25 protein-coding genes, 1 pseudogene and 1 riboswitch are annotated in these 25,116 nt (G+C 40.7%); of the genes and pseudogenes, 23 read left to right on the top strand and 3 right to left on the bottom strand.

Annotated features, from left to right (window positions below):
• The first annotated feature begins 19 nt into the window (after positions 1–19).
• From LLY41_RS07420 to lysA, 3 genes are all read left to right on the top strand, one after another.
• Positions 20–607 carry a stage V sporulation protein SpoVABEA gene (locus LLY41_RS07420; protein WP_095244742.1) on the top strand — a complete coding sequence of 196 codons (588 nt, stop codon included), beginning with the start codon at positions 20–22 and terminating at the stop codon, positions 605–607.
• Positions 582–2,066, top strand: coding sequence for a spore germination protein (locus LLY41_RS07425; RefSeq protein WP_095244741.1), 1,485 nt, complete (start codon positions 582–584; stop codon positions 2,064–2,066). Before LLY41_RS07420 ends, LLY41_RS07425 begins: the two co-directional genes overlap by 26 nt.
• 172 nt (positions 2,067–2,238) lie before the next feature.
• Positions 2,239–3,558, top strand: a complete 1,320-nt coding sequence (gene lysA, locus LLY41_RS07430) for a diaminopimelate decarboxylase (RefSeq protein WP_304587322.1) — start codon at positions 2,239–2,241, stop codon at positions 3,556–3,558.
• 28 nt (positions 3,559–3,586) lie between these two features.
• On the opposite strand, the gene LLY41_RS07435 is transcribed toward lysA, so the two are convergent.
• On the bottom strand, positions 3,587–4,456 hold the full coding sequence (locus LLY41_RS07435; RefSeq protein ID WP_095244739.1) for a DUF1002 domain-containing protein: 870 nt from the start codon (positions 4,454–4,456) through the stop codon (positions 3,587–3,589).
• Positions 4,457–4,938: 482 nt separating this feature from the next.
• On the opposite strand from LLY41_RS07435, the gene LLY41_RS07440 reads away from it, so the two are divergent.
• A complete protein-coding gene (locus LLY41_RS07440; RefSeq protein ID WP_035330083.1) occupies positions 4,939–5,286 on the top strand; it encodes a GNAT family N-acetyltransferase in 348 nt (115 codons plus the stop codon).
• Positions 5,287–5,384: 98 nt separating this feature from the next.
• Here LLY41_RS07440 and LLY41_RS07445 read toward each other — a convergent pair whose 3' ends face one another.
• Both LLY41_RS07445 and LLY41_RS07450 read right to left on the bottom strand, forming a co-directional pair.
• On the bottom strand, positions 5,385–5,906 hold the full coding sequence (locus LLY41_RS07445) for a DUF309 domain-containing protein (protein WP_304587323.1): 522 nt from the start codon (positions 5,904–5,906) through the stop codon (positions 5,385–5,387).
• A gap of 177 nt (positions 5,907–6,083) precedes the next feature.
• Positions 6,084–6,182: a YjcZ family sporulation protein gene (locus tag LLY41_RS07450; RefSeq protein ID WP_076258148.1), complete on the bottom strand. Its 99-nt coding sequence runs from the start codon at positions 6,180–6,182 to the stop codon at positions 6,084–6,086.
• Between the two features lie 211 nt (positions 6,183–6,393).
• Between LLY41_RS07450 and LLY41_RS07455 the strand changes: the two genes are divergently transcribed.
• The 19 genes and pseudogenes from LLY41_RS07455 (at position 6,394) to LLY41_RS07545 (ending at position 24,991) form a co-directional block, all read left to right on the top strand.
• Positions 6,394–7,155: a segregation/condensation protein A gene (locus LLY41_RS07455; protein ID WP_304587325.1), complete on the top strand. Its 762-nt coding sequence runs from the start codon at positions 6,394–6,396 to the stop codon at positions 7,153–7,155.
• 1 nt (position 7,156) lies between these two features.
• Positions 7,157–7,744 (top strand): SMC-Scp complex subunit ScpB, encoded by a 588-nt coding sequence (scpB, locus tag LLY41_RS07460; protein ID WP_095244736.1) that lies wholly within the window; start codon positions 7,157–7,159, stop codon positions 7,742–7,744.
• Positions 7,745–7,851: 107 nt separating this feature from the next.
• On the top strand, positions 7,852–8,274 hold the full coding sequence (locus LLY41_RS07465; RefSeq protein WP_095244735.1) for a hypothetical protein: 423 nt from the start codon (positions 7,852–7,854) through the stop codon (positions 8,272–8,274).
• A gap of 28 nt (positions 8,275–8,302) precedes the next feature.
• On the top strand, positions 8,303–8,791 hold the full coding sequence (locus LLY41_RS07470; RefSeq protein ID WP_095244734.1) for a YpuI family protein: 489 nt from the start codon (positions 8,303–8,305) through the stop codon (positions 8,789–8,791).
• Positions 8,792–8,922: 131 nt separating this feature from the next.
• On the top strand, positions 8,923–9,813 hold the full coding sequence (locus LLY41_RS07475; RefSeq protein WP_304587327.1) for a superoxide dismutase: 891 nt from the start codon (positions 8,923–8,925) through the stop codon (positions 9,811–9,813).
• Between the two features lie 222 nt (positions 9,814–10,035).
• Complete coding sequence (locus tag LLY41_RS07480) at positions 10,036–11,187, top strand: D-alanyl-D-alanine carboxypeptidase family protein (RefSeq protein ID WP_095244731.1); 1,152 nt, start codon at positions 10,036–10,038, stop codon at positions 11,185–11,187.
• Complete coding sequence (locus tag LLY41_RS07485) at positions 11,180–11,767, top strand: nucleoside recognition domain-containing protein (RefSeq protein ID WP_035330092.1); 588 nt, start codon at positions 11,180–11,182, stop codon at positions 11,765–11,767. Before LLY41_RS07480 ends, LLY41_RS07485 begins: the two co-directional genes overlap by 8 nt.
• Positions 11,768–11,774: 7 nt before the next feature.
• A pseudogene (locus LLY41_RS07490) lies at positions 11,775–12,310 on the top strand (spore maturation protein).
• A 211-nt stretch (positions 12,311–12,521) separates the two neighbouring features.
• Positions 12,522–13,247, top strand: a complete 726-nt coding sequence (gene rluB / locus LLY41_RS07495; protein WP_095244730.1) for a 23S rRNA pseudouridine(2605) synthase RluB — start codon at positions 12,522–12,524, stop codon at positions 13,245–13,247.
• Between the two features lie 185 nt (positions 13,248–13,432).
• A complete protein-coding gene (resA, locus tag LLY41_RS07500) occupies positions 13,433–13,957 on the top strand; it encodes a thiol-disulfide oxidoreductase ResA (RefSeq protein WP_048008125.1) in 525 nt (174 codons plus the stop codon).
• A gap of 19 nt (positions 13,958–13,976) precedes the next feature.
• Entirely contained in the window at positions 13,977–15,608 is a 1,632-nt protein-coding gene (gene resB, locus LLY41_RS07505) for a cytochrome c biogenesis protein ResB (protein ID WP_095244729.1), read from the top strand.
• 12 nt (positions 15,609–15,620) lie between these two features.
• A complete protein-coding gene (gene ccsB, locus LLY41_RS07510; RefSeq protein ID WP_095244728.1) occupies positions 15,621–16,802 on the top strand; it encodes a c-type cytochrome biogenesis protein CcsB in 1,182 nt (393 codons plus the stop codon).
• A 584-nt stretch (positions 16,803–17,386) separates the two neighbouring features.
• On the top strand, positions 17,387–18,103 hold the full coding sequence (locus LLY41_RS07515; protein WP_095244727.1) for a response regulator transcription factor: 717 nt from the start codon (positions 17,387–17,389) through the stop codon (positions 18,101–18,103).
• On the top strand, positions 18,100–19,884 hold the full coding sequence (locus LLY41_RS07520) for an ATP-binding protein (protein ID WP_304587334.1): 1,785 nt from the start codon (positions 18,100–18,102) through the stop codon (positions 19,882–19,884). Before LLY41_RS07515 ends, LLY41_RS07520 begins: the two co-directional genes overlap by 4 nt.
• 252 nt (positions 19,885–20,136) lie before the next feature.
• Complete coding sequence (gene sigX / locus LLY41_RS07525; RefSeq protein ID WP_304587336.1) at positions 20,137–20,688, top strand: RNA polymerase sigma factor SigX; 552 nt, start codon at positions 20,137–20,139, stop codon at positions 20,686–20,688.
• Positions 20,663–21,925 (top strand): hypothetical protein, encoded by a 1,263-nt coding sequence (locus tag LLY41_RS07530; protein ID WP_304587337.1) that lies wholly within the window; start codon positions 20,663–20,665, stop codon positions 21,923–21,925. Before sigX ends, LLY41_RS07530 begins: the two co-directional genes overlap by 26 nt.
• Before the next feature lie 213 nt (positions 21,926–22,138).
• Entirely contained in the window at positions 22,139–23,038 is a 900-nt protein-coding gene (locus LLY41_RS07535; RefSeq protein ID WP_304587339.1) for a peptidoglycan DD-metalloendopeptidase family protein, read from the top strand.
• A 68-nt stretch (positions 23,039–23,106) separates the two neighbouring features.
• Positions 23,107–23,919, top strand: coding sequence for a histidinol-phosphatase (locus LLY41_RS07540; protein WP_095244722.1), 813 nt, complete (start codon positions 23,107–23,109; stop codon positions 23,917–23,919).
• A 153-nt stretch (positions 23,920–24,072) separates the two neighbouring features.
• Positions 24,073–24,244: riboswitch (FMN riboswitch) on the top strand.
• 162 nt (positions 24,245–24,406) lie between these two features.
• Positions 24,407–24,991: an ECF transporter S component gene (locus tag LLY41_RS07545; RefSeq protein WP_095244721.1), complete on the top strand. Its 585-nt coding sequence runs from the start codon at positions 24,407–24,409 to the stop codon at positions 24,989–24,991.
• Positions 24,992–25,116 lie beyond the last annotated feature (125 nt).

A 25,116-nucleotide genomic window follows, 5' to 3' on the forward strand; every position in this document is an offset into this window, starting at 1 on the left:
TCGGAAAGGAAAAACTGCTATGGATGAACGGAGGCACGTCATTCTTATAACTGATGGCGATGATTTTGCAAGAAAGACAGTGGAGCATGTTGCGAAGGAAATCGGAGGAAGATGCCTATCTTTGTCGCATGGAAACCCTTCTGTCTTGAACGGTCAGCAAATCGTCAAGCTGATAAAAAAAGTCTCCCATGATCCCGTATTGGTCATGTTTGATGACAGCGGGTTTATCGGGGAGGGAGCCGGAGAGAATGCGCTGAAATATGTTGCGTGCCATAAAGATATCGATGTTCTGGGAGTCATAGCAGTTGCCTCAAAAACAAGACAGGCCGAGTGGACAAAAGTAGATGTATGTATTGATAACAACGGGGAGTTGACTCCATACGGAGTTGATAAGTTCGGAGTACCCGAGATGGAAATTGGCAGAATTAATGGTGATACCGTTTATTGTCTTGATCACCTTGATGTGCCGATAATCGTGGGAATTGGCGATATCGGAAAGATGTCTAAAAAAGATCATTATGAATTAGGTTCGCCAATTACTAAAAAGGCAGTAGAGCTTATATTGGAAAGGAGCGGCTATTATGACACGAAACAAGACGAAGGATGATAAGACACCTATATTTGAGTCCGTGCATGAAATTGAAAAATATATGAAAAATAGAGTTGGCCTGGGCGAAAGCTTCGATCTGGGTGTCAGAAAGCTAACGATCTTAAGGAAGGATGTTCATTTCTATTATATTAATGGACTGACGGATACGAGTTATATCATTGCCATCATTGAGAGTCTGGTTGGGATCAATGACAGTGAAAAACTTTCCTCTAACCTATTTAAAATCATCGAAAACAGGCTGAGGCACCAATCCATTGAACACATTAAAACAATGGATGAACTGGTTGATCAGGTGCTATCAGGCCTGATTGTCGTTGTGGGCGAGGGTGAGGGTGAGGGGCTTGTCATCGATGTCAGAAGCTATCCCGGAAGAACCCCGCAGGAGCCGGATACTGAAAAAGTTGTCCGTGGCTCAAGAGATGGCTATGTAGAAAATATTATAGTAAACACAGCTTTGACCCGCAGAAGGATTAGAGATGAACGGCTGCGCTTTGAAATCATGCGAGTTGGTGAACGATCTAAAACAGATGTCGCCATTGGGTTCATTAAAGATGTAGCTAATAAGGATTTAGTTGATTTAATTAGAAAAGAGTTAAAAGCGATTGAAATTGATGGCATTACAATGGCTGATAAAACTGTCGAGGAATTTCTTTTAAAGCAGGGATACAATCCCTTCCCGCTGGTTCGGTATACGGAAAGAGCAGATGTGGCAGCAGCACATTTGCTTGAAGGGCATGTCATTATATTTGTTGATACTTCACCAAGTGTTATTATTACACCTACAACATATTTTCACCATTTGCAGCATGCAGAAGAATACAGGCAATCGCCGGCAGTCGGCACATTTGTCCGCTGGATTCGTTTCTTAGGCTTATTGTCATCAATTGTATTGCTGCCGCTTTGGTTTTTGTTCGTTTTGGAGCCTTCACTCCTGCCTGAAAGAATTGCGTTTGTCGGTCCTAATGAAGAAACGAATGTTCCTGTCATTGTCCAGCTGTTCCTCGCAGATGTCGGGGTTGAATTCCTAAGGATCGCCGCCATTCATACGCCAACTCCGCTTTCAACCGCAATGGGTTTGATAGCAGCAGTACTTATTGGGCAAATTGCCATTGATGTCGGTTTGTTTGTACCTGAGGTCATCTTGTATGTAGCACTCGCAGCAATTGGAACATTTGCAACGCCAAGCTATGAATTGAGTATTGCCAATAAAATTGTAAGGCTTGGCCTCCTTATAGCTGTTGCAATTTTCCATACACCAGGCTTGGTGGTAGGGCTTACTTTGACGATTCTTCTGCTTGCAAGCATCAAATCATTGAACACACCATATCTTTGGCCGTTTATTCCATTCAGCCCGGTGGCTTTAACCCAAATCCTGATTCGCCGTTCTATGCCCGGTTCAAAGATCAGGCCAAGCATTGTCCAAACCAAAAATCGTTACAAGCAGCCTGTAAAATAAGAAATATGCGTATTGCCGATTGCTAAGATACACGAAATATGGTAAAGTTTTTTTAATTAAATAAAGGATTAAAGGAAACAGAATAGACAGTCTCTTGGGAAGCTGTCTATTTCTTTCATAAATTGTTCAGTCTCGGGGGCAGGACACCTGAGGAAAAGGAAGAGGGGGAACCATGTTTTTTCACGGCACCATGAAGGCAAATGACAAAGGGCATCTTGAAATTGGCGGTATGGATACCGTCGAACTCGCCAGTCAATTTGGAACACCTTTATATGTATATGATGTGGCATTAATAAGAGAAAGAGCCAGGGGCTTTAAGCAAACTTTCGAGAAGCTTGGAATAGAAGCACAAGTTGCATATGCGAGCAAAGCTTTTTCGACAGTGGCAATGGTTCAGCTTGTAGATGAAGAAGGTCTTTCATTGGATGTAGTATCAGGAGGAGAGTTATACACTGCTCTTGCTGCAGATTTTCCATCTGAAAGAATCCACTTTCACGGGAACAATAAAAGCAGAGAAGAACTTGAGATGGCTCTAAAGAATCATGTCGGCTGCATTGTTGTCGATAATTTTTATGAACTGGAATTATTGGAGGAAATCTGTGAATCTCTTGCAGTTAAAACAAAAATTTTACTGAGGGTCACGCCTGGAATCGAAGCTCATACCCATGACTATATCTTAACGGGCCAGGAGGATTCAAAATTTGGATTTGACCTGCAGAATGGCCAGGCTGAAAAGGCTCTGCAAATAGCACTGAATTCAAGCTGGATTGAAATGCTCGGACTGCACTGTCATATCGGGTCTCAGATTTTCGATACAACAGGCTTCATACTGGCTGCTAAGAAAATCTTTGAGAAGATGGCAGAGTGGAAAGAAAAGCATGCATATGAACCTAAAGTGCTTAACTTAGGCGGAGGTTTTGGAATCCGCTATACAGAAGATGATGATCCGATTCATGCATCTCAATATGTTGAAGAAATTATCGGGGAAGTTAAAAAACAGGCTAAGCATTTTTCCATGAAGATGCCGGAAATTTGGATTGAGCCGGGGCGTTCCCTAGTGGGAGATGCCGGAACAACTTTATACCAGACTGGGTCACGCAAAGAGGTTCCAAATGTAAGAAATTATCTCGCTGTGGATGGCGGCATGAGTGACAATATCAGGCCGGCCCTTTATCAGGCTAAGTATGAAGCGGTATTGGCAAACCGTGTGCTGGATAAGCCGGAAGAAACAGTATCAATTGCCGGAAAGTGCTGTGAATCAGGCGATATGCTTATTTGGGATTTGCCTCTTCCAAAAGCAGTGGATCAAGACCTCCTGGCTGTTTTCTGTACAGGAGCATACGGTTATTCCATGGCAAATAATTATAATCGAATCCCAAGACCTCCTGTAGTTTTTATTGAAAATGGTGAGGCAAAGCTGGTTGTTAAAAGGGAAACATACGAGGATCTATTACGATTGGATCTGCCGATTAATGAAAAAATAAAGAATTAAGCTGCCCGCTAAGGCAGCTTAATTTTTTTTAAGAAAAGAAGGCTTTAATCGCATCTATTACACTAGTGAAAAAACGTTTTAGGCTTTCTAAAAATCCCTGGCCTTCTTCACTTTCAAGGTATTTGGAAATTTTGTCTTTTGCCTGGTTAAGCTGTTCACCTACCTGGTTCCAATCGATATCAAGCTCTTTTAGCTTGTTAAATAAATCTATTAAGCTTTGAATCTCCTGTTCGGTCAGAGTGATGCCAAGGTCCTTTGCTGCATTTTCGATAATTGTTCTGAGTTCTGCATCGGTTTCAGGTGAATTTTTGGCCATTTCCTCTTTGATTTTGGCAATTAAAGCAGCTGCATTCTCGTTTCCAACCGAATCGCCAAGCTTGGCTGTTTCCACCATTTCCTCATTTGCCGCCTGTTTTACATCTTCAGGGATCGTTTTTTCGGCTGATATCTCATATGCCTTAATAATGCCTGTTAAAGCAGCTGTTCCAGAAACATTTGCAGGGGCTGTAATATAAATTTTTGCATCTTTTACACCAGCAGTAATCAAAGCATTAATGTACATTTCATCAGTGACCCAATTAATATTTTTAGTCTCGACTTCAAGACCGGAGCCTTGTTTTGCTACTGTGACTGCCGAAGAAGATATCGCTCTTGTTCCTATAAGAGCTTTAGAGATATAATTTCCAAGATATTGATGTTCTTCCTCATTTGAAACAGTAATGATGGTCGCATCTTTCGGAGCTTTCATTTCAGCCAGAAGCATGTTTTTTTGTTCTTCTGATAGATTCTCACCTAATGTGACAATTACATCACCTTCCGCCATATCAGCAAATGCCTGTATCGGCAAAATAAATAATAGCGACATTATGAATAGTAGTAGCATTTTATTCCATTTCATGCGGTTACCTCCCGGAGCAAAAATAGGGAAGCCATTTATGCCAGTTCTGCGGCTCGCTTAATGGCTTCCTGTAAATAGACGATTCTTTCAGCGAAAAAGTTTCAACTCTCCCCTAACAGAAACCTTAGCTCAAAATGCCTATTTCAGCAAGCAGAATGGAATTATGAGAAAGAATAGTGTAAAATGAATGATAGTTTGTAAGTCATAGGATTTATATATAAATGGGGGCAGTAAAGAAATATGAAAAAAAGCAATTGGCTTCTTTTTATAATATTGCTTGTGTTAAGCATCGGATGGGGACTTGTTTACTGGTTCTTTATAGTATAGGCTTTGCCGAAGGCGTCAAGGCAATGAATTAGCCGGTTTTATTCGAAAATAGCAACATTCAGCATGAATACATATACTGTTATGAAAAGTTTACAAACTTTAAAATATGGGAAAAATAGTTTATGATGTTTTTATTCAAATAATGAGGGATTAATATGCTAATTCGATATAAAAAGTCATTTGAAAAAATTGCAATGGGTCTTTTATCTTTCATGCCTAATGAAAAAGACTTGAAAAGGCTGCAGCAGACGATGAAGCAATATGAATCAGAAGAAAATCGGCAGCTGTTTTTGTGGAAGGAAGGCGAAGATATCATTGGGCTGGTCGGCGTTACTTCAAGTGATCAGACAATGGAGATTCAGCATATCTCTGTTAACCCGTCACACCGGCATCAAGGCATTGGCAAAACAATGATCAAAGCATTGGATGAACTATATCCTGGAAAAACTTTAACTGCAACCGATGAAACCGAATCTTTTCTAAGCAAATGTGATGTTAATTAACAAAAGTGGAAGTGTCTGCACAAACCCGCATCCGGTCAGCTTAACCGCTATCGGGGTTCAGCAATATGCTTTGCTACATGGAAAAGGCAGTGAATAAATTATTCCTGCCTTTTTTTCCGGTTCAGGGCATCAAGTCTTTCTTTAATAACCATGGTTCTATCCCTTCTTTTATGGCGGTGCACAATTTCTTTATCTGATAAGTTGCTGTCAAAGCACCAGGAAAATCCCTCGGATGCGGAGGACTTCATACATTCTTCCTTAAGTAATGGATCTATAATTGGCAAGTTAACGCTGGAGTAATGTCCGCGGTTTTGAATCAGTACGAGCCTGTTCTTAAGATCCTTTATTAATTGATGTGTATCCAGACCCAGTGCCTGTATTTCTTCAGCTCTGCTCTCCAAAATGACGATTCCTTTGCGGAGGGTTCGTTCAGCCCCATTTAAATTCTCTCTTCGATGATGATAAAAAGAAACTGCCATAAGAATTAATCCGACCCATACAGACTTTTTATTGTTTGGATCCGTACTCTTCCAATATTCCTCCAGTATTTCGTGACATTCAAAATAATCTCGGTCACCATGAAAGTGGACCAGGAACTCAATATATTTATCAGGATACATACTTTCACTCCTTGACAATTCATACTTCATTTTACCACAGCACAATCGATTATCAGAAAAATAAAAACCCGGCTCTTTAACCGGGCTTTAACAGCTGATAAATCAGAATATATATTGGTAATTTTGGGTTTCTGACAGGACTGCCATGTCTATCGGCAAATTTGCAGAATCAGCTTTTTAGAAGAACCAGGAAGCTCCGACAATAATTAATAGGATGAACAAAACGACAATTAAAGCAAACCCGGTTCCGCAATCTCCAAATCCAGTATTAGACATATAAAATACCTCCTGTATCTTTATTTCCCTACATCGTATGTAGGCAATTGCCTTATTGATTGGGCGGATCAAAAAATTTTACGAATGAAGCAGGGGCATTGCTGACATCAGGGTTATTTTTCTATTGGATAACATCCATGAATAATCTATACTAGATATAGCCTTTTGGCATTTAAGGGAATTTATATTAGGAAAATTTGGTGGGTATTTTATGCAATATGATCATTATAACGTCAAAATAGATGCTTTTGAGGGGCCTCTGGATCTTCTTCTTCATCTTATTAACAGGCTGGAAATTGATATCTATGACATTCCTGTATCAGAAATTACCGAGCAGTACCTCATTTATATACATACAATGAAGGAGCTTCAGCTTGACGTAGCTAGCGAATATCTCGTAATGGCTGCAACACTTCTGGCAATTAAAAGCAAAATGCTGCTGCCAAAGCATGATGAGGAAGAGCTCGAGGATGAATTTGGATTGGAAATGGAAGAAGACCCCAGAGATGAACTTGTGGAACGGCTGATTGAATACCGTAAATATAAGGAAGCTGCAGAGGAGCTCAAGGAGCGGGAACAGGATAGAAGTTTAATGTATACAAAGCCGCCTGCAGACCTTTCGGAATATGTGAATGAAACACAGCAGGAAAAAGCTGATTTGAATGTAAGTCTTTATGATATGCTTGGCGCTTTGCAAAAGTTATTAAGAAGGAAGAAACTGCAAAGGCCGCTTTCTGCAAAAGTTGCCCGCCAGGAGATTCCCATTGAGAAGCGGATGTCTGAAATTGTAGAACAGTTAAGAAATGTAAAGGGCAGGAAAAAATTCACCGATCTTTTTCCGGTATCGGACAGAGAGCATATAGTAGTAACTTTCCTGGCGGTACTGGAGTTAATCAAGCGAAATGAAATTCAGGTTGAGCAGAACAAAAATTTCTCTGATATTTTTGTAGCTTCCATGGAAGGAGGAAATTAGTGTGGAGATCGTTAATTGGAAGGGGATAGCCGAAAGCCTCCTGTTTGCAGCTGGTGATGAAGGTTTGTCTCTTAAGCAGATTGCCCATGTGCTGGAGGTGGAAGAGAATCAGGCCCGTGAAATAATGGACAGTCTTATGGAAGACTACAATACTGGCAGCCGCGGAATAATGGCTGTTGAATTGGCAGGGACTTTTCAGCTGGTTACGAAAAAAGAGTTTTCCCCATACCTGAAGAAGCTGGTAGAGTCTCCTTCTGCCGCTTCCCTTTCTCAGGCGGCACTCGAGACACTCGCAATTATTGCTTACAGACAGCCCATTACAAGGACAGAGATTGAGGAGATTAGGGGAGTCAAGACAGAGAGGCCTCTTCATACATTATCCGCAAAAGCCCTGATTAAAGAAGTTGGACGGGCAGACGGAACAGGGCGTGCCTATCTGTACGGAACAACTAAAGAATTCCTTGATTATTTTGGCCTTAAAAGCATAGAAGAGCTTCCGCCACTCCCGGATAAGATAAGTGAAGAAGAGGATTCATTACAGGAAGAGGCTGATTTATTCTTTGAAAAGTTCCAGGAGCTCGATTCTTGAGTTTTCTGACACATTACATAGGAAGTGTGGTAAAATAGATTTAAATTTTTCCCTTTCCTTTAATACATATTAATCTTGTAAACCATCGGGAAATAGGAGGGTTTTGCTTGCTGATTAAACATTGCAGGGGATATGAGCTTGAAAAAGAAAAGCCAAACACCTCGGAAGATTTTTTTAACAGAAGTGAGATTGTGTTCGAAGAAGATGGACAGGAGAAGACTTTTCATGTTTTATATGTCCGTTTCTTTGATGAAGCCATGAATGAGTTCACACCATATGACCAGGATCCAGTCTTTAAGGCTGGTTCCAGAGAAGTTCAGTTCAGGGATATTGTGGCTCTTTCATGTTTATTAAAGAACCCGGGTTTTAGACATCGCAAACGAATTTATCTTAATTCAAAGGCTGATTTTGCATCCTATTTTCAGGATCTGGACTTTTCCAGGCTTCCCTCCATTTTTGAAGCGCTGGAGAGTAAAAAATCCTATGACCTGCGATCACCTTTAGACTTCATTGTTCAACCGCAACAATAGCCAGCGTATAATTATGGGGGTGTAATGGATGGGGAATTCAATTGTTAAATCACAGATGGAAGATGTGAAAAATTTCCTCGGTAATAGCGTTGCCGCATTTGAAGATTTCTTAAATAATACAACAATAAAAGATCTTGAAGCAGAACAACAAGGGAATGCGAATTATTATAAAAGTATCCTCTCACATGTTAGAAAACTCCTTGTATATTGTGAAGAAGGACTTGATACCAGCACGATCATATTAAAAAGTGACCCTTTCCAAAAAGGGGCTGCCGAAAAGACGTTATACCGGATTTACCATCAATGCATTGAAGAGTTTTTTTCTCCGAAAAATGATGCATGGTTTGAGAATAGCCGTTCAGCATATACAGGAAAAAACTCAATCCAGTTTCATGATGAAGTTCCGGACAGCCTCAAAACAATGTTCAGGCAGCTGGAAGGAGAGTTCCAAAGGGTTCGTGAGGAACTTGAATATTACGAAACCGATTACCGGACAAAAATGATTCAATCAAAATAGCATGGGAAGTGGAGAACAGCAGGCAGCTGTTCTTTTTTTACAGGGAGATTTCCTTTTTCATTGGAAAACGTACAAACTTTCACTCATACAAATAGAAAGTGAGCTATTTATGGAAGCGAGTGAGGGGTTGTATGAGTAAAATGGAAGATTACATTAAGGACGTTACGAAATGGAACAAAGAGCTAAGAGATTTTTTAGACTCCGAGGATGTTGAGCAGAACAATGAATTGTGGCAGAGGCTGGATCATTTTACCGAAATAATGGATGGAATAAACGGCCCACTGGATATAGAAGCTTTGGAAAAGCTGCAGAAACAAGTGGACTCTATTCATTCGGATATGGAGAATTACTTTTCCAATAGACAGCAGCTTGGAAATATCTATATGAATGAAACGTATATTTCTGCGGGAAAGCATATTTTACCCCCGCTCCCTTACGATTACAGCGCACTTGAACCGCATATCTCAGGGGAAATTATGAGGCTGCATCATGATAAGCATCATCAATCATATGTAGATGGCTTGAACAAAGCAGAGGTAATGCTTCAAAATGCGAGAAATAATAATGATTACAGCCTAGTAAAACACTGGTCCCGGGAGCTTGCCTTTCATGGTTCCGGTCATTATTTGCATACGATTTTCTGGAATAATATGAGTCCGGAAGGCGGTGGGAAACCTTCAGGTGCACTCCTGAAGGAAATGAACAAATACTTCGGGAGCTTTGAGAATTTCAAAAGCCACTTCACTGAAGCAGCCAAGCAGGTAGAAGGAGTGGGCTGGGCAATACTGGTATGGTCTCCAAGAGCCCGCAGGCTCGAAATACTTCAATCGGAAAGGCATATGCTTTTAACCCAGTGGGATACAATCCCTCTGCTGGCTTTGGATGTATGGGAACATGCTTATTATCTGCAATATAAAAATAACCGTAGTGATTATATTAAAAGCTGGTGGAATGTTGTCAACTGGAAGGATGTAGAAAACAGGTATTTAAAAGCATCTGAATTAAAATGGAGGCCTTTCTAAATAGAGCAGAAATAAGCAACAGGGGAGTACAAAGCGTATTCCCCTGTTTTTTGATGTACAAGCCATTTTTAAATCCACAATACAAGTCAAACATAATAGTCATATCACTACTTGTCCTGCATAAACTTGTACAAATAAATGAAAACATGCGGCTCCTTCTTTTATGGGAGACCGTGTATTTCGCTCAATCTGACATCCACAAAGGAGACGGGGTTTTGTGCAATGAAAATGTTTAGCAGGCTGATGGCCATAGCTTTGGTCACCGCGTTGATGATGATGAATTTTCCTCAGAAGACAGAGGCTTCAGTTTCAGTAAGTGCCCGGAGCGCAATATTAATGGAACAGGATTCCGGCCGTATCCTTTACCAGAAAGAAGCAAATGAAATGAGGAGAATAGCAAGCATTACAAAAATCATGACAGCAATTCTGGCCATAGAATCTGGAAAAATGGACGATATGGTTAAAATAAGTGATCGTGCTGTCAGAGCGGAAGGATCATCGATATATCTAAAGGCAGGAGAAAAAATAAAGCTTGAGGATCTGGTTTTCGGGCTAATGCTTCGTTCAGGCAATGACTCTGCAGTCGCAATCGCAGAACATGTTGGCGGAAGCCTTGAAGGATTTGGCTTTTTAATGAATAAGAAAGCTGAAGAAATCGGCATGAAGAATACCCATTTTGCAAACCCCCATGGTCTGGATGATCATGAAGACCATTATTCAACTGCGTATGATATGGCTCTGCTGACCAGGTATGCAATGAATAATGAGACTTACCAAAAGATTGCAGGAACAAAGGTGCACCGTGCACCAAACCCGAATGAAAGCTGGGACAGGGTGTGGAAAAATAAAAATAGACTCCTGACTGAATTATATGAGTATTGCACAGGAGGGAAAACAGGTTATACAAAAAGGGCGAAGAGAACTCTTGTAACAACAGCATCGAAGGGCAGTCTTAATTTGATTGCAGTCACTCTAAATGGGCCGGATGACTGGAATGACCATATTAATATGTATGAGACAGCTTTTAGAACCTATGATTCTGTAGAAGTCCTGCCTGAGGGAATTTTATCGGATATTGATGATGAATTTTATAAAGGCAGGGTTTATATAAAGAACTCATACAATTATCCTGTTACGAAAGAAGAGAAAAACAACTTTAAAATTGAAATAAAGCTGCTAAAGCCTGAATCAGAATGGGATGACGGCAGGACAACACCTGATGTGGTCGGTCAGGCAACTGTGTATTTTGAAGACCAGAAAATTAAAAAGCTCCCAATCTTTTATAAGCATGATGAGATAAAAGAGGATAAGTCGCTATTAGACTACTTTAAGGGTCTTTTCACCTCAATTGCAGGAGTGAAGACAAATGGTTAATATCATTTGGGTGATGCTTACAGCTATAGGCTTAGTTTTTGCTATGATAAACGGCACCATAAATGAAGTGAACGAAGCCATTTTCAATGGTGCAAAAGAAGCGGTCACGTTATGCATTGGTCTTATTAGTATTCTAGTTTTTTGGCTAGGAATGATGAAAATTGCTGAGGACGCCGGCCTGCTGAATAAGCTGGCTTCCTTATTCAGGCCAATTGTGAAGAAGCTTTTTCCAGAAGTGCCCGGTGATCATCCGGCAATGGGATATATGCTATCGAACATGATGGCCAATATGTTCGGTTTGGGAAACGCAGCTACCCCTCTCGGCATAAAAGCAATGGAAGAGCTGAAAAGATTGAATGGGGGAAAGAATGAAGCGAGCCGTTCTATGATAACCTTTTTGGCCATCAACACTTCAAGTCTGACCTTAATTCCTACAACCGTGATTGCCATACGGATGAATTATAATTCTGCCTCGCCCACCGATATCGTAGGTCCTACCTTAGTGGCTACATTCTGCTCTACATTGGCCGCAATAATGATTGACCGTTATTTCTATTACCGAAGAACGCGAAAAGGATGAGGTTAGGATGGAGATTGTTTCAGCTGTTTCCCTTTGGTTAATTCCTATTTTAATAGGCTTTATATTAATATATGGAACATTTAAGAAAGTTCCTACCTATGAAAGCTTTACTGAAGGCGGAAAAGAAGGTATAAAAATTGCTGTATCCATTATTCCTTTTCTTGTCGGGATGCTTGTAGCCATATCGGTTTTCAGGGCTTCCGGTGCCCTGGAGTATTTTATGAATCTGATCAGGCCAGGACTGGAGGCAATTGGAGTGCCTCCTGATATTGTACCCTTGGCAATCATTCGTCCGATCTCAGGAACTGCAGCACTGGGAATGACCAGTGACTTAATTGCTGTCCATGGTCCCGACTCCTTCATAGGCAGGCTTGCCTCAGTTTTGCAGGGCAGCACAGATACAACTTTTTATGTCCTGACGGTCTACTTTGGAGCAGTGGGAATCAAAAAATGGGTGATGCCCTTAAAGTCGGGCTGCTGGCCGATTTGGCAGGCATCATAGCATCCATTGTGATCGTAACACTTGTTTTTGGCAGTATGTAGCCATAAAAAGAAAATATCCAGTACAAAAGATGCCTGAGTGTGGGTATCTTTTTTATTTCACTTTCAAATCACAATCTTCAGTAATTACAGTTTATTACTTACCTAAGCTGTTTTGGCAATGGTTTGCTTTGAAAACTTGACGAATTATGTCATAATTCATTAGGAGTGAAAAAGTATGAAGTATTGTTAATAAAACTTTGAGGTGACATAAATGGAAAGATTGCAGAAAGTTATTGCCCATGCGGGGGTTGCTTCGCGAAGAAAAGCTGAAGAGCTAATGGCTGAAGGCCGTGTAAGGGTTAACGGAAAAACAGTAAAGGAACTGGGTGTTAAGGTCTCTCCTTCTGACCGCATTGAAGTGGATGGAATACCGCTGGAGAGAGAGGAGCCTGTTTATTTTCTTCTCTATAAACCAAGAGGCGTCATTTCAGCCGTTTCAGATGACAAGGGCAGAAAAGTCGTCACGGATTTCTTTGAGGGAATCAAACAAAGAATATACCCTGTTGGAAGACTGGATTACGATACATCCGGAATCCTTATTCTTACCAATGACGGGGAGTTTGCAAATCTTTTAATGCACCCAAGCAATGAAATTGAAAAAGTCTATGTTGCCAAGTTGAAAGGCATCCCTTCAAAAGAAAAAATGAAGAGCCTTCAAAGAGGCATCGTGCTTGAAGATGGAAAAACAGCACCTGCCAGAACCAAGCTGTTATCAATGGATAAGAAAAAACAGACAGCTATTGTGGAAATCAGCATTCATGAAGGACGCAACCGCCAGGTTAGGAGGATGTTTGAAGCCATTGGACATCCTGTTCTGAAACTGAAGAGGGAGAGATATGGGTTCCTCACTCTGCAGGGATTATCAGCGGGGGATGCAAGAGAACTTACTGCCCATGAAGTTAAGCAGCTCCGGACACTTGCGATGAAGAAGAAATAGTCAGCTTTTAGAAAAATTCATAGAAGTGTCACAGATACGCTAATTTGTAAACAATATAGGTATGATGAAAAATGCTATAATAGTATACAGCTATGAGGCAAAAATCTTTTCCATATGTTACATATAAATTTGTTAAGGTACGGTCTTTGGGCCTGATTAGGATGCCTTAGGAGGGGAAGTTTTTTATGAAGAAGCAGCGTCTGGTAATGAGAACAGTCATATTGCTTGTCCTTGGTGCTGCCGTGGCATATACGCTATACGCAAATTTTACGAAAGATAAAATTCAAAAGGTTGCTGTTGGGGAAAAGGCACCTGATTTTGTACTGACAGATATGGATGGCAATAAACACAGGTTATCCGATTATGAAGGACAGGGTGTTTTCCTGAATTTCTGGGGTACATGGTGCAAACCCTGTGAGAAAGAAATGCCATATATGAACAATCAATATGAGCAATTTAAAGATGAGGGTGTTCAGGTTTTGGCTGTTAATGTCGGCGAGACAGATTTAGCAGTAAATAAATTTTCTGAGCGTTACGATCTGGCATTCCCGATTGTAATTGATAAGGATGGCCAAGTCCAATCAGCTTACGGAATTAATCCTCTTCCTGCCACTTTTCTCATTGATAAAGATGGAAAGGTTGTCAAGTATATTACAGGCGAGATGACGGAAGAAACGATCAAGAACTATATGGAACAGATTAAACCATAAGTTACGGGGAGTTTTATATATGAAAGAAGTAAAATGCGACTGCGGCCATGTTAATCCCATAGGTACGATACTATGTGAGTCATGCGGGAAGGTATTGGAAGAAAAAGAAAAAGACAATAAACTTCTCGATATGCGGTATGAAGGCAGTGCACGCCGCTCACAAACCTATAATAAAACGATAATTGATAAGATATGGAATTTCTTCTCATCTGTTAAAGTGGGGGTCTGGCTGATCGTAATAACGCTGATAGCATCAGCTGTTGGAACAATACTGCCTCAGGAAATGTATATTCCGCCAATCATGCCTGCTGAAGAATATTATGAAGACCAATATGGATGGATTGGTAAATTATACTACGATCTTGGATTTCATAATCTCTACAGCTCATGGTGGTATTTGATTTTGGTTGCCTCAATCGGTATATCTCTTGTCATCTGCAGCCTGGATAGGGTTGTCCCTTTGTATAGAGCTTTAAAAAAGCAGAAGGTAAGCCGTCATGAAAGCTATCTGCAGCGCCAGAGGGTATTTGGTGCGTCACAGCCAGAAGATACTGATAAGGCCTTCACAATGGCAAAAGAAAAATTAAAATCCAAGAAATACAGCATCAGGGAAGAGAATGGAAATATCCTTGCTGAAAAAGGGCGTTTTTCAAGATGGGGCCCATACGTTAACCATGTGGGGCTTATCATATTTTTAATTGGCGGAATGCTCCGTTTTGTACCGGGCATGTATGTTGACAAAATTCTTTGGATCCGGGAAGGCGAAACAAAGGTCATTCCGGAAACCAATGGTGAATATTACCTTAAAAATGATGGCTTCATCCTTGAAATGTATGATAAAGAAAAAGATAACGAAGTGTTTGGAGAAGCGATTGATAAAGCAGGAATGGTAGCTAAAAATTATCAGTCCAATGTCACTCTTTATAAAAAACAGGGCGATACTGTTGCAGGTGAAGAGGCTGACCTCAAGAAAGTTAAGGACTATGAAGTCAAGGTTAATAAACCTCTTAAGTTTGAGAACTTTGCATTATATCAAGTAGATTATAAACTGAATGAACTTAACAAAATGTCATTTGCTCTTACAAATAAAAAAACGGGTGAGGAATACGGGGACTTAACAGTCGACCTGAATCATCCACAGGATGAATATGATCTTGGAAATGGCTATAAAGCAGAAGTTGTCAGCTATTTTCCCGATTTTGAATTTGATGAAAATGGAGAACCTGTTACAAAGTCCAGAATTCCTAATAATCCTGCCTTTGTTTTTAAAATGTTTACCCCGGATAAGCCTGATGGCGAAATAAGTTTTGTTGCGATCAGACAGACTATTGAACCTTTTGGCGATAATGAATACAAGCTGGCCTTTAAAGGTATAGATACTAAAAATGTATCGGCTCTGACAGTCCGTAAAGATTTGACGTTATGGATTATCGCATTGGGTGGCGTTATTTTCATGATAGGTGTTGCACAGGGGGCTTATTGGAACCATCGGAGGGTCTGGCTGCGCCGTGTTAATGGAGAAGTGTGGGTAGCTGGACACACTAACAAAAACTGGCATGGACTTAAAAGGGAAATTGAAGCAGCATTGGATGGAACCGGAATTATGATGCCGGAAGATCAGCTGCAAAATCAAAGTGAAAAGAAAGGCTAAGGAGGAATCTGAGTGGTTACGATAAGCAGCAATTTACTTTACGCAGCTTTTATCCTCTATTTAATTGCTACTGTCTTTTTTGCCGGCTCTATAAAGGATAAGAATAGAACGAAACAAGGGACAAACAGATGGGCAGCAATTGGATTATGGATCTCGATTATCGGGTTTGCTGCACAGCTTGGCTACTTTATTACAAGGTGGATTGCCGCCGGGCATGCGCCTGTCAGCAACCTTTTCGAATTTACAACATTCTTTGGAATGTCACTTGTTGGTGCTTTTATAGTGATTTACTTAATTTATAAAACACCTATTTTAGGAGTCTTTACGCTCCCGGTTGCGGTACTGATGATTGCTTATGCAAGCATGTTTCCACGGGAGGTTTCACCGCTGATCCCCGCCCTGCAGAGTGATTGGCTTCATATTCACGTTACAACAGCTGCAGTTGGGCAGGCTATTTTGGCTGTAAGCTTCGCTGCCGGATTAATTTATCTGGTAAAATCAGTGGATCAAACTAAACAAAGCAAACAGAGATTCTGGCTGGAAGCCGTTATGTTTGGCCTGGTTTGCACACTTGGGTTTATTATTATTAGCTCAAGCTTCTCAGCCTCAGGCTACAAGGCTGAATTTAACTGGATTGATAAGAACGGTCAGGAAGATGTCCTCGAATATCATATGCCTGCTTTAACAGGTCCTCACGAGGGACAGCTGATTACTAAAGGTAAATTTGAACCGCTGGCGGAAATGCCTGCAATTATTAATGCAAAAAAATTAAATACCGTTTTATGGTCTTTGGCTTCAGGTGTTCTTCTATATCTTGCTTTAAGATTGGTTCTCCGCAAAAGGGTTGGAGCTGCACTTCAGCCGCTTGCCAAAAATATTAATCTTGATTTGGTTGACGAGATCGCTTACCGTTCAGTATTAATAGGATTTCCGGTCTTTACACTAGGAGCTTTGATTTTTGCCATGATATGGGCACAAATTGCCTGGACCCGTTTCTGGGGATGGGATCCAAAGGAAGTATGGGCTCTCATCACCTTCCTATTTTATGCTGCATACCTGCACCTTCGACTTTCAAAGGGCTGGCATGGTGAAAAATCTGCATGGCTAGCAGTAATCGGATTTATCATTATTATGTTTAATCTGGTTGCGGTAAACCTGGTCATTGCCGGATTGCACTCCTACGCTGGATCATAACAAGAAAAGCGGAAGCGCCTTGCTCACCCCCGACAAGCACAAGACGAGCCTTCCGGAAAGGCGTTCTTTGCCTTTTTGGGAGGATTGCCCGAAAGGGGGAGGCGACTGCCCAGGGACGACAGGCATAAGACGGTTCCTGTAAGAAGGCGTTTTTCCTTCTGAAAGGAAACGGCTTAAGACCCCGAGTCCCTAGGAGCCGCAACTAGACAAGCTTGTGACCTCGAGGGGGTAGGCGCTGGAGCTAGACAGTTCTAAAAATTCAAAGATAATAATTCTGATATTAATCATACAAGCCTTCACTTCACAATAGTGAGGGCTTTAATTAAAGATTTTTAATCTTCGTATAGTTTAGTGTTTTTCTGATTTGTATACTATATTTCACTGCTGAGTTGATTGGAGCGGAGGGTGCGAGACTCCTACGGGAGTAGCATACCAGGGGAGACCCCGCAGACGCAGAGCGTCGAGGAGGCTCCCGGTAGCCCCGTGGAAAGCAAGTGCCTGCAGCGGAAATCAACGGGCAAAATTCTTTATCTAAAATGAATTTTGAAAATAGCTATTTCTATTGACGTCAGGGGGACTTGAAAATGGAAAACCAAGTAAAAATATTGCTAGTGGATGATGAAGAAAGAATCCGCCGTTTATTGAAGATGTACCTTGAGCGTGAAAATTTTTCAATTGATGAAGCAGAGAATGGAAACCAGGCTTTGTCAAAAGCCTTGGCAAATGATTATGATGTTATCCTATTGGATTTAATGATGCCCGGGAAAGACGGCATTGAAGTCTGCAGAGAACTGAGAGAAAAAAAAGCTACTCCCGTTATCATGCTTACAGCTAAAGGGGAAGAAGTTAATCGCGTACAGGGCTTTGAAGTCGGCACTGATGATTATATCGTAAAGCCTTTCAGTCCCAGGGAAGTTGTGCTGCGTGTGAAGGCTTTATTGCGCAGATCTTCTAAAACTACTTACCTGCAGACAGAAACATCAGCAAAAGATGTAATCGTATTTCCTCATCTAACGATAGATAATGACGCTCACAAAGTAATGGCTGATGGAAAAGAAGTCAGTTTGACGCCAAAGGAATATGAACTGCTTTATTTCCTGGCAAAGGCGCCGGATAAGGTTTTTGACAGGGAGCATCTGCTTAAAGAAGTATGGCATTATGAATTTTTCGGAGATTTAAGAACAGTTGATACTCATGTGAAGCGCTTGCGTGAAAAACTGAATAAAGTTTCTGAGCAGGCTGCCAGAATGATTGTCACCGTTTGGGGAGTGGGCTACAAGTTTGAGGTTATTAATGAATGATGCTCTTTAGGAGTGTTGCCGGAAAGCTTTGGGGCACAATTCTTTTATTAGTTTCCTTTGTACTGCTGATTTTAACAGTCATGCTGCTGGAATTCTTTGAGAATTACCATATAAATGAGACAGAAAAGGGATTATCAAATACTGCCCATAAAATAACCAGAATTTTAAAAGAACATAATCGTGATGTCGGTTTGGAGATTTCCTGGGAGCTTGTCGATGATGTTACAAAAGTAGTCATTATTAACTCGCAGAAAGAGTACTACTATTCACCAAACCATACAGATTCATTAAAACTGCCCATTTCCTATCTCACCGAGGAAGATGATTTAAAAGAAGTTCTTACGAAAGACAAGACTGTAAAAAAAGTTACATCCGTTAATCCGGAGTATACAGACGTATCTGCAGATGACGACAGCAAAATTCTTATCATTGGAGTCCCGCTTGAAGGTGACGGCAGCAATGGAGCCGTTTTTATTTATCAGTCCATTGAGGTAATGCATGAAACATTGCGTTCAACCACAAAATTTATTTTGCTGGCTGCGGGAGTTGCCATCATTTTAACAACCATCTTTGCTTTTTTCTTATCGACAAGAATCAATGCTCCGCTGAGAAAAATGAAAGAAGCTGCCTTTGAGGTAGCAAGAGGTAAATTTGATACAAAAGTTCCGATTCTGACTAATGATGAGGTTGGCGAATTAGCCATGGCTTTTAATCAAATGGGCAGACAGCTGAAATTTAATATGAATGCCTTAAGCCAGGAAAAAGAACAGCTGGCAAGCATTTTAAGCGGGATGGCTGATGGGGTAATCACCTTCAACCGGGATGGAACGATTCTGATTACAAATCCTCCTGCAGAGCGTTTTCTGCAAAGCTGGTTTTATGAGCTGGATGACATCGAGAATAATACAGAAGAAGTTCCTTCCAAAGTAATGGAGCTCTTTCAGCTTGCTGTTAATACGGAGAAGGAACAGATTGGTGAAATCCCAATACAGGGACGTTCATGGGTGATAATCGTCAGCCCTCTTTATAATAAAAAATATATTAGGGGAGCGGTTGCAGTTATCAGGGATATGACTGAGGAGCGTAAGCTTGATAAGCTCCGCAACGATTTTATTGCTAATGTTTCTCATGAATTAAGGACGCCAATTTCGATGATGCAAGGATATAGTGAAGCGATCGTCGATGATATTGCCGGAACGGATGAAGAGAAAAAAGAGATGGCAAGCGTCATTTATGATGAATCGCTGAGAATGGGCCGGCTTGTGAACGAATTGCTTGATCTTGCCAGAATGGAAGCCGGGCATATTCAGCTGACAATGGAAAAAACTGATGTAAATTCCTTTCTGCAAAGAATCACCAGAAAATTTCAGGGACTCGCAAAAGAGAAGGAAATTAACCTGGAACATGATTTGCAAAGCGAAAATTTATCTATTCAATTTGATCCGGACAGAATAGAACAGGTTATGACCAATCTGATTGATAATGCCATCCGGCATACCCCTCAAAATGGAGAGGTTAAAGTTATCGAACGGAGTGATGAACGGGGGCTGCTTATCGAAGTGAAAGATTCTGGCTCGGGAATCCCCGAAGAAGACCTGCCGTTTGTATTTGAGCGTTTTTACAAAGCTGACAAAGCAAGGACACGGGGCCGCTCCGGAACTGGCCTTGGACTCGCAATTGCAAAAAATATTATTGTAGCTCATAAAGGCCATATTACCGTTCAAAGCAAGACCGGACATGGTACGACATTTTCAATATTTATCCCTCGAAATGACGGTTAAAGACGGGAATTGTGGCGATTGTTCTTGATACACGGGAAACAATTAATTATAGAATGGGGAAGGAGATGCAAGAATTTCCTTCCCTTTCTTTTTGGATTATAATGATAAGGCATTGGCCATTCGTATCCGAAGGCAGGGAGTAATCCTCCACCCAAACAGGCTCTTGCGCTTTTCTGCAAAATAATAATATAGTTAAACTGTAACTTTTTTTAGAGAGAGAACGACTATTTTATTGAACGGGGAGGGGAATTCATGGACTCCGTTTTTGATGAACTTTATAAAAAATACCATCAGGACGTTTTTCAATTTCTTTTTTATATGGTCAAAAACAAGGAACTGGCTGAGGATTTAGTCCAGGAAGTCTATATAAGAGTGTTAAAGTCATATGAAAGATTTGAAGGGAAAAGCAGTGAAAAAACATGGCTCTTTTCAATTGCGCGGAATGTTGCCATTGATTCCTTTCGCAAGCAAAAGGGCTGGAAACAAAAGATTATGGAGAAATTTGACTGGTCAACACAACAGGTAAAGGATGAACTCCCATTGCCTGATGAAATTGCTGTCCAACGGGAAGAAATCCAGATGATCTATCGCTGTCTGGATTTATGCACCATTGACCAGAGACTAGTCATAATTATGAGATATATACATGAACTCACCATTACAGAAACAGCTGATTCACTTGGCTGGACTGAAAGTAAGGTAAAGACAACACAGCATCGTGCATTAAAGGTGTTGAAAAATCATATGGAACATTTTAAGGTAAAGGAGGGAATGGATAATGAAGGAATCAAAGTGGAGCGATGAGCAGCTTCAGGAATTGTTGAGCCAGATGCCTAAGATTAAAGATAGTCGAGACCCGAGAGAAATCTATCAAACCATACAAATCAAAATGGGCAAACAAAAGAAAAGAACATGGATTATGCCTGCTGCAGCAGCGGCTGCTGCCTTGCTCCTGCTTTTCATTCTTGCCCCGAACCTTATGAATTGGCAGGAGTCTGCTGATAAGCAAGTCGAAATTAAATCAGATCAGACACAATCATCTGAACAAATAACAGGCGACAATTACAGCATATCTGAAGACAAAGACGAAGAGTCGAACCCGGAACCTCTTGCAAAAGAAGAAGATCCACAAGAGGATCATGCGCACCTTTCCGGTGACCCGGAAAAAGACTCAAAAAATGATATAAGCATGAAGTCTGTTTCATCCGAAGCAAACACCACTGCCGTTTATGAAGAAGATTTGGCAGGAAAAGAAGTCCTGACCTATGCAATTCCGGATAAGGAGGCTCAAAATATTGTACCTGTCAGCGTTCTGGTTGATGATGACCCGGACAGGACGAAATTTGCTTTGTTTGAAGACACGATGAACAAACTTACTGAGGATGCATGGGGTTTAGAGGATTACTATCCTTTAAAAGCAAATTTTACACATGATCAGGAAAATAATATACTGACAATTGATGTGCCGGCGGATCACCCTTATAGTATGTCCTCCACCACAGAGTTGCTTTTAGAAAAGGTTATGGCGAATATAATAAATAATCTTGATATAGAAAAGATTAACCTCAGGACGGAAGGGAAAGTTGGCATTGAGTTCAGTCATTATGGATATAGAGATGAATTTATCCCGGAAAAAAGCAATGGTAACTTAATTTATTATTTCTTCTATTCCAATGGTGCTGATTCAACACCATTCCTTGTCCCGTTAAGAGAAGAGCTCAATTCGGTAAAAGACGCTCTGAAAGCCATGAAGCAAAATAGGACTGAAAATAATCTACAGGCATCCATACCGGATGATATTGATTTTGAAATAGAAGAAATAAAGGATGGCAAACTCATAATCCGTTTTAATAATGAATCAGAAATAGTTGATAATGCGCCAACGCTTCATGCGATCGAAGCAATTCTTCTTACTGCCAAAGACTTTGATTTCAACACGGTCAAATTGGAAAATGCAGATGTTGATAAAATAGGCAAATTTGATCTTACGGAGGAATTAAAGGTGCCGATAGCAGCTAATAAAAGAGATTTGCCAAATTAGAAAGGCGGCCCCATGTGGCCGTCTTTTCCATTTGGGATAAAGTTCCTCCATATCTGCATAAAAACCCTGCTGCTGGAAGAATACTAATCACTGTGCTTTTATGAGCTTAATTGTTAATTGTTCTAAAAGAGTACAAGCTGTCATAGGGTGGAAGAGGGTGCGGAAAGAAAGCGCTCATGCGGATATTTCAGCTGACATCATAGGAGGAAAAGAATGAAGGATTACATAAGACGTTTCTTTATCGCAGGAATAATGGCTATTTGTGTGAGTCTGCTATTTCTGGGAGGGAAGCATTCTAAAGCTGCTGAGCCAAAAATTTCTGAGTCGACAGAGCATTGGGTATGGCCGGCAGATGGTGTAATTACAGATACGTATGGTACAAGAAGCGGTCAGCATAAAGGCATTGATATTGCCGGAGATTCCGGTTCTCCGGTTTATGCCGCTGACGCTGGAATTGTGTCCAGGTCGTATTACTCTCAAACATATGGAAATGTGATATTTATTAAACATAGCAACCAAACCGAAACAGTATACGCCCACCTGAATAAACGATTATCTGCTGAAGGTGAAAAAGTTTCGCTCGGACAGAAAATCGGATTGATGGGAAGCACAGGTGACTCTTCAGGAGTCCATCTTCATTTTGAGATACATGCGCAGGCATGGACAGCTGATAAAATAAATGCAGTGGATCCCTCTGTGGCATTTGGCATGGGAGAAGTTGGACAAGCTGTAAATGCAACTGAAAGAACTGAAAACGCACGTGAAGTTTCAGCCCGGCCGTCTAATAATAATTCCGGGCAAATAACAAATGATTCGGGGGAAACCTACCATATAGTTAAAACCGGGGAAACATTATGGACCATCGCTGCACACTATAGTCTGCAGCCTGGTGATATTGCGGGTTTAAATAATATTAATCCTGATCATATTCTTACCGGTCAAAGACTGTTGATAATACCCGTCAAATTTAGTAAATACACTGTTAAACAAGGCGATACATTAACTTCTATAGCAAAAATGCATGATACAACAGCAAAAGCTATTAAAGAGTTAAACAATGCAAATTCAGATGTTATCAAAATTGGACAAATTCTAATCATTCACAAAAAATAGAATAGAAATGATTGCACCGCTTTACTCCCTTAAAGTATAATGGGTAAAAAACTGGGGGAGTTAGAGTAATGCTTACAGACTATCATAACCATCTTGAAAACGGCACGTTAAGCCTGGACTATTTAAAAAAATTCACAGATGCTGCTGCTCAAAAAGGGATTGATTCTTTTGGGATTTCGGAGCATGCATATCATTTCTATCAGACAGCAGACATTCTGCAAAATTCATGGGTAAACGAAAGACGCTTTTATGATATGAAGGACTATGTGAATGTTTTTCAAGAAGCGTGGAGTACTGACATAGATGTGAAAATGTCTATAGAAATGGACTACACTCCGGGCAAGCATGAAGAAATGGCCAAGTTTATTAACAGCTACTCATTTGATTATGTAATTGGATCAATTCATTGGGTTGGAGATTTCGGCATAGATTTAGCTGAATTTAGAAAAGAATGGGATAAGCGGGATCTTTATGAGGTATATCGGAAGTATTTTGATCAAGTGGTCACACTGGCCCAATCCAATTTATTTGATATTGTAGGCCATCTGGACCTCGTGAAAATCTTTAAATATGTTCCTAAGGACGAAGAGTTTCTGCTGGAGCAGTATGATCGTGCAGCCAATGCACTGGCAGAATCCAAGACATGTGTGGAGATCAGCACAGCCGGTCTGCGAAAACCAGTAGGTGAACTATACCCGGATAAACGGCTCCTGCAAAAATGTTATGAGAAAAATATCCCGATTGTACTTTCATCTGATGCCCACTTTCCTGAACATGTAGGTGCCGATTTTGATAAGGCAATTGCTCTTGCAAAAGAAGTCGGTTATCAGTCCATCATGACTTTTTCCAAAGGAGAAAGAAAGGAATATCCGCTTGGATAATACAAAAGGGATGGTGGAGCCTCCCTTTTTTGCATTATCCATAAAAATTTTATAGGTATGGACATGGATATATATTTCAAACCCATACAGGTAAACAAACCCCTTCACAGAATAACTTTTTTTCAGTATAATTAATCTGTATAAATAAATACGGTCTATCTTCGGGGCAGGGTGAAATTCCCGACCGGCGGTGATGAGTTATTCTTAACTCTAAGCCCGCGAGCCTGAGAGAAGCGTTTTGTTCGATAAACGCTTTGCATTTAATTGGGCAGGATTTGGTGCGATTCCAAAGCCGACAGTACAGTCTGGATGGGAGAAGATGGAGGTTCTGCAGACGTTCAAAAAATGCAGGTTTTGAACGTTATTAAGCGTGCCTTTGCAACTCTCCCTCAAGTTATTTTAGCTTGAAGGTTATTTATTGCGAAGATATTTGCTTAGCCGAACCTTTCTTCTATAGGAGAGATAGTCCTAAAAAGGAGAGAGGAACTTGAAGAAACTTAATATCAAATCAATGGTAGCCATCGGAATGCTAAGCAGCATCTCTTATGTATTAATGCTGCTCAATTTTCCAATTCCGCCGTTTCCGCAATTTTTGATGATTGACTTCAGCGATATTCCTGCATTGATCGCAGCGTTAATCTTTGGCCCGGCGGCAGGTATATTAGTGGAGCTAATTAAAAATATTCTTGATTACTTCATGACAGGGAGTGCAACAGGGGTACCTGTTGGACACATTGCAAACTTTGCGGCAGGCATTTTGTTCGTCTTGCCTACTTATTATGTATACAGCAAGCTGAAGACTAAAAAAGGCATGACGTTTGGGCTCGTAATCGGCACCATAGTGATGGCTGTTATCATGAGTGTGCTTAATTACCTTGTCATTCTGCCGGCATATACATTCTTCCTGAATTTCCCGGCAATGTCAGCGCCTGAAATGAGAACAATGATTGTGACCGGGATTTTGCCATTCAATATATTAAAAGGACTTATTATTTCAATTGTTTTCATGCTCATTTTTACACGCATGAGAACTTGGGTGGAAAAGCAGGCTGTATTAAAAAGTGCAGCATAATGAATATATAAATTTAAAGCAGCGGCCAATGTTCCGCTGCTTTTTCAATTTGAAAGTCTAAAAAAACTCCCTTTCTAGTTGAAAGGGAGCAGTAGCTTAACAAAGATTAGAGTATGGCTGAGGGA

The sequence above is a fragment of the Cytobacillus firmus genome (genome assembly GCF_023612095.1).
In the GTDB taxonomy this organism is placed as follows: Bacteria; Bacillota; Bacilli; order Bacillales; family Cytobacillaceae; genus Cytobacillus.

Excerpts from the sequence above, each read along its gene's own strand:
- LLY41_RS07420 (WP_095244742.1), top strand. The coding sequence starts at position 20 with ATGGATGAACGGAGGCACGTCATTCTTATAACTGATGGCGATGATTTT.
- LLY41_RS07425 (WP_095244741.1), top strand. The coding sequence starts at position 582 with ATGACACGAAACAAGACGAAGGATGATAAGACACCTATATTTGAGTCC.
- lysA (WP_304587322.1), top strand. The coding sequence starts at position 2,239 with ATGTTTTTTCACGGCACCATGAAGGCAAATGACAAAGGGCATCTTGAA.
- LLY41_RS07435 (WP_095244739.1), bottom strand. The coding sequence starts at position 4,456 with ATGAAATGGAATAAAATGCTACTACTATTCATAATGTCGCTATTATTT.
- LLY41_RS07440 (WP_035330083.1), top strand. The coding sequence starts at position 4,939 with ATGCTAATTCGATATAAAAAGTCATTTGAAAAAATTGCAATGGGTCTT.
- LLY41_RS07445 (WP_304587323.1), bottom strand. The coding sequence starts at position 5,906 with ATGTATCCTGATAAATATATTGAGTTCCTGGTCCACTTTCATGGTGAC.
- LLY41_RS07450 (WP_076258148.1), bottom strand. The coding sequence starts at position 6,182 with ATGTCTAATACTGGATTTGGAGATTGCGGAACCGGGTTTGCTTTAATT.
- LLY41_RS07455 (WP_304587325.1), top strand. The coding sequence starts at position 6,394 with ATGCAATATGATCATTATAACGTCAAAATAGATGCTTTTGAGGGGCCT.
- LLY41_RS07470 (WP_095244734.1), top strand. The coding sequence starts at position 8,303 with ATGGGGAATTCAATTGTTAAATCACAGATGGAAGATGTGAAAAATTTC.
- LLY41_RS07475 (WP_304587327.1), top strand. The coding sequence starts at position 8,923 with ATGAGTAAAATGGAAGATTACATTAAGGACGTTACGAAATGGAACAAA.
- LLY41_RS07480 (WP_095244731.1), top strand. The coding sequence starts at position 10,036 with ATGAAAATGTTTAGCAGGCTGATGGCCATAGCTTTGGTCACCGCGTTG.
- LLY41_RS07485 (WP_035330092.1), top strand. The coding sequence starts at position 11,180 with ATGGTTAATATCATTTGGGTGATGCTTACAGCTATAGGCTTAGTTTTT.
- rluB (WP_095244730.1), top strand. The coding sequence starts at position 12,522 with ATGGAAAGATTGCAGAAAGTTATTGCCCATGCGGGGGTTGCTTCGCGA.
- resA (WP_048008125.1), top strand. The coding sequence starts at position 13,433 with ATGAAGAAGCAGCGTCTGGTAATGAGAACAGTCATATTGCTTGTCCTT.
- resB (WP_095244729.1), top strand. The coding sequence starts at position 13,977 with ATGAAAGAAGTAAAATGCGACTGCGGCCATGTTAATCCCATAGGTACG.
- LLY41_RS07515 (WP_095244727.1), top strand. The coding sequence starts at position 17,387 with ATGGAAAACCAAGTAAAAATATTGCTAGTGGATGATGAAGAAAGAATC.
- LLY41_RS07520 (WP_304587334.1), top strand. The coding sequence starts at position 18,100 with ATGATGCTCTTTAGGAGTGTTGCCGGAAAGCTTTGGGGCACAATTCTT.
- sigX (WP_304587336.1), top strand. The coding sequence starts at position 20,137 with ATGGACTCCGTTTTTGATGAACTTTATAAAAAATACCATCAGGACGTT.
- LLY41_RS07530 (WP_304587337.1), top strand. The coding sequence starts at position 20,663 with ATGAAGGAATCAAAGTGGAGCGATGAGCAGCTTCAGGAATTGTTGAGC.
- LLY41_RS07535 (WP_304587339.1), top strand. The coding sequence starts at position 22,139 with ATGAAGGATTACATAAGACGTTTCTTTATCGCAGGAATAATGGCTATT.
- LLY41_RS07540 (WP_095244722.1), top strand. The coding sequence starts at position 23,107 with ATGCTTACAGACTATCATAACCATCTTGAAAACGGCACGTTAAGCCTG.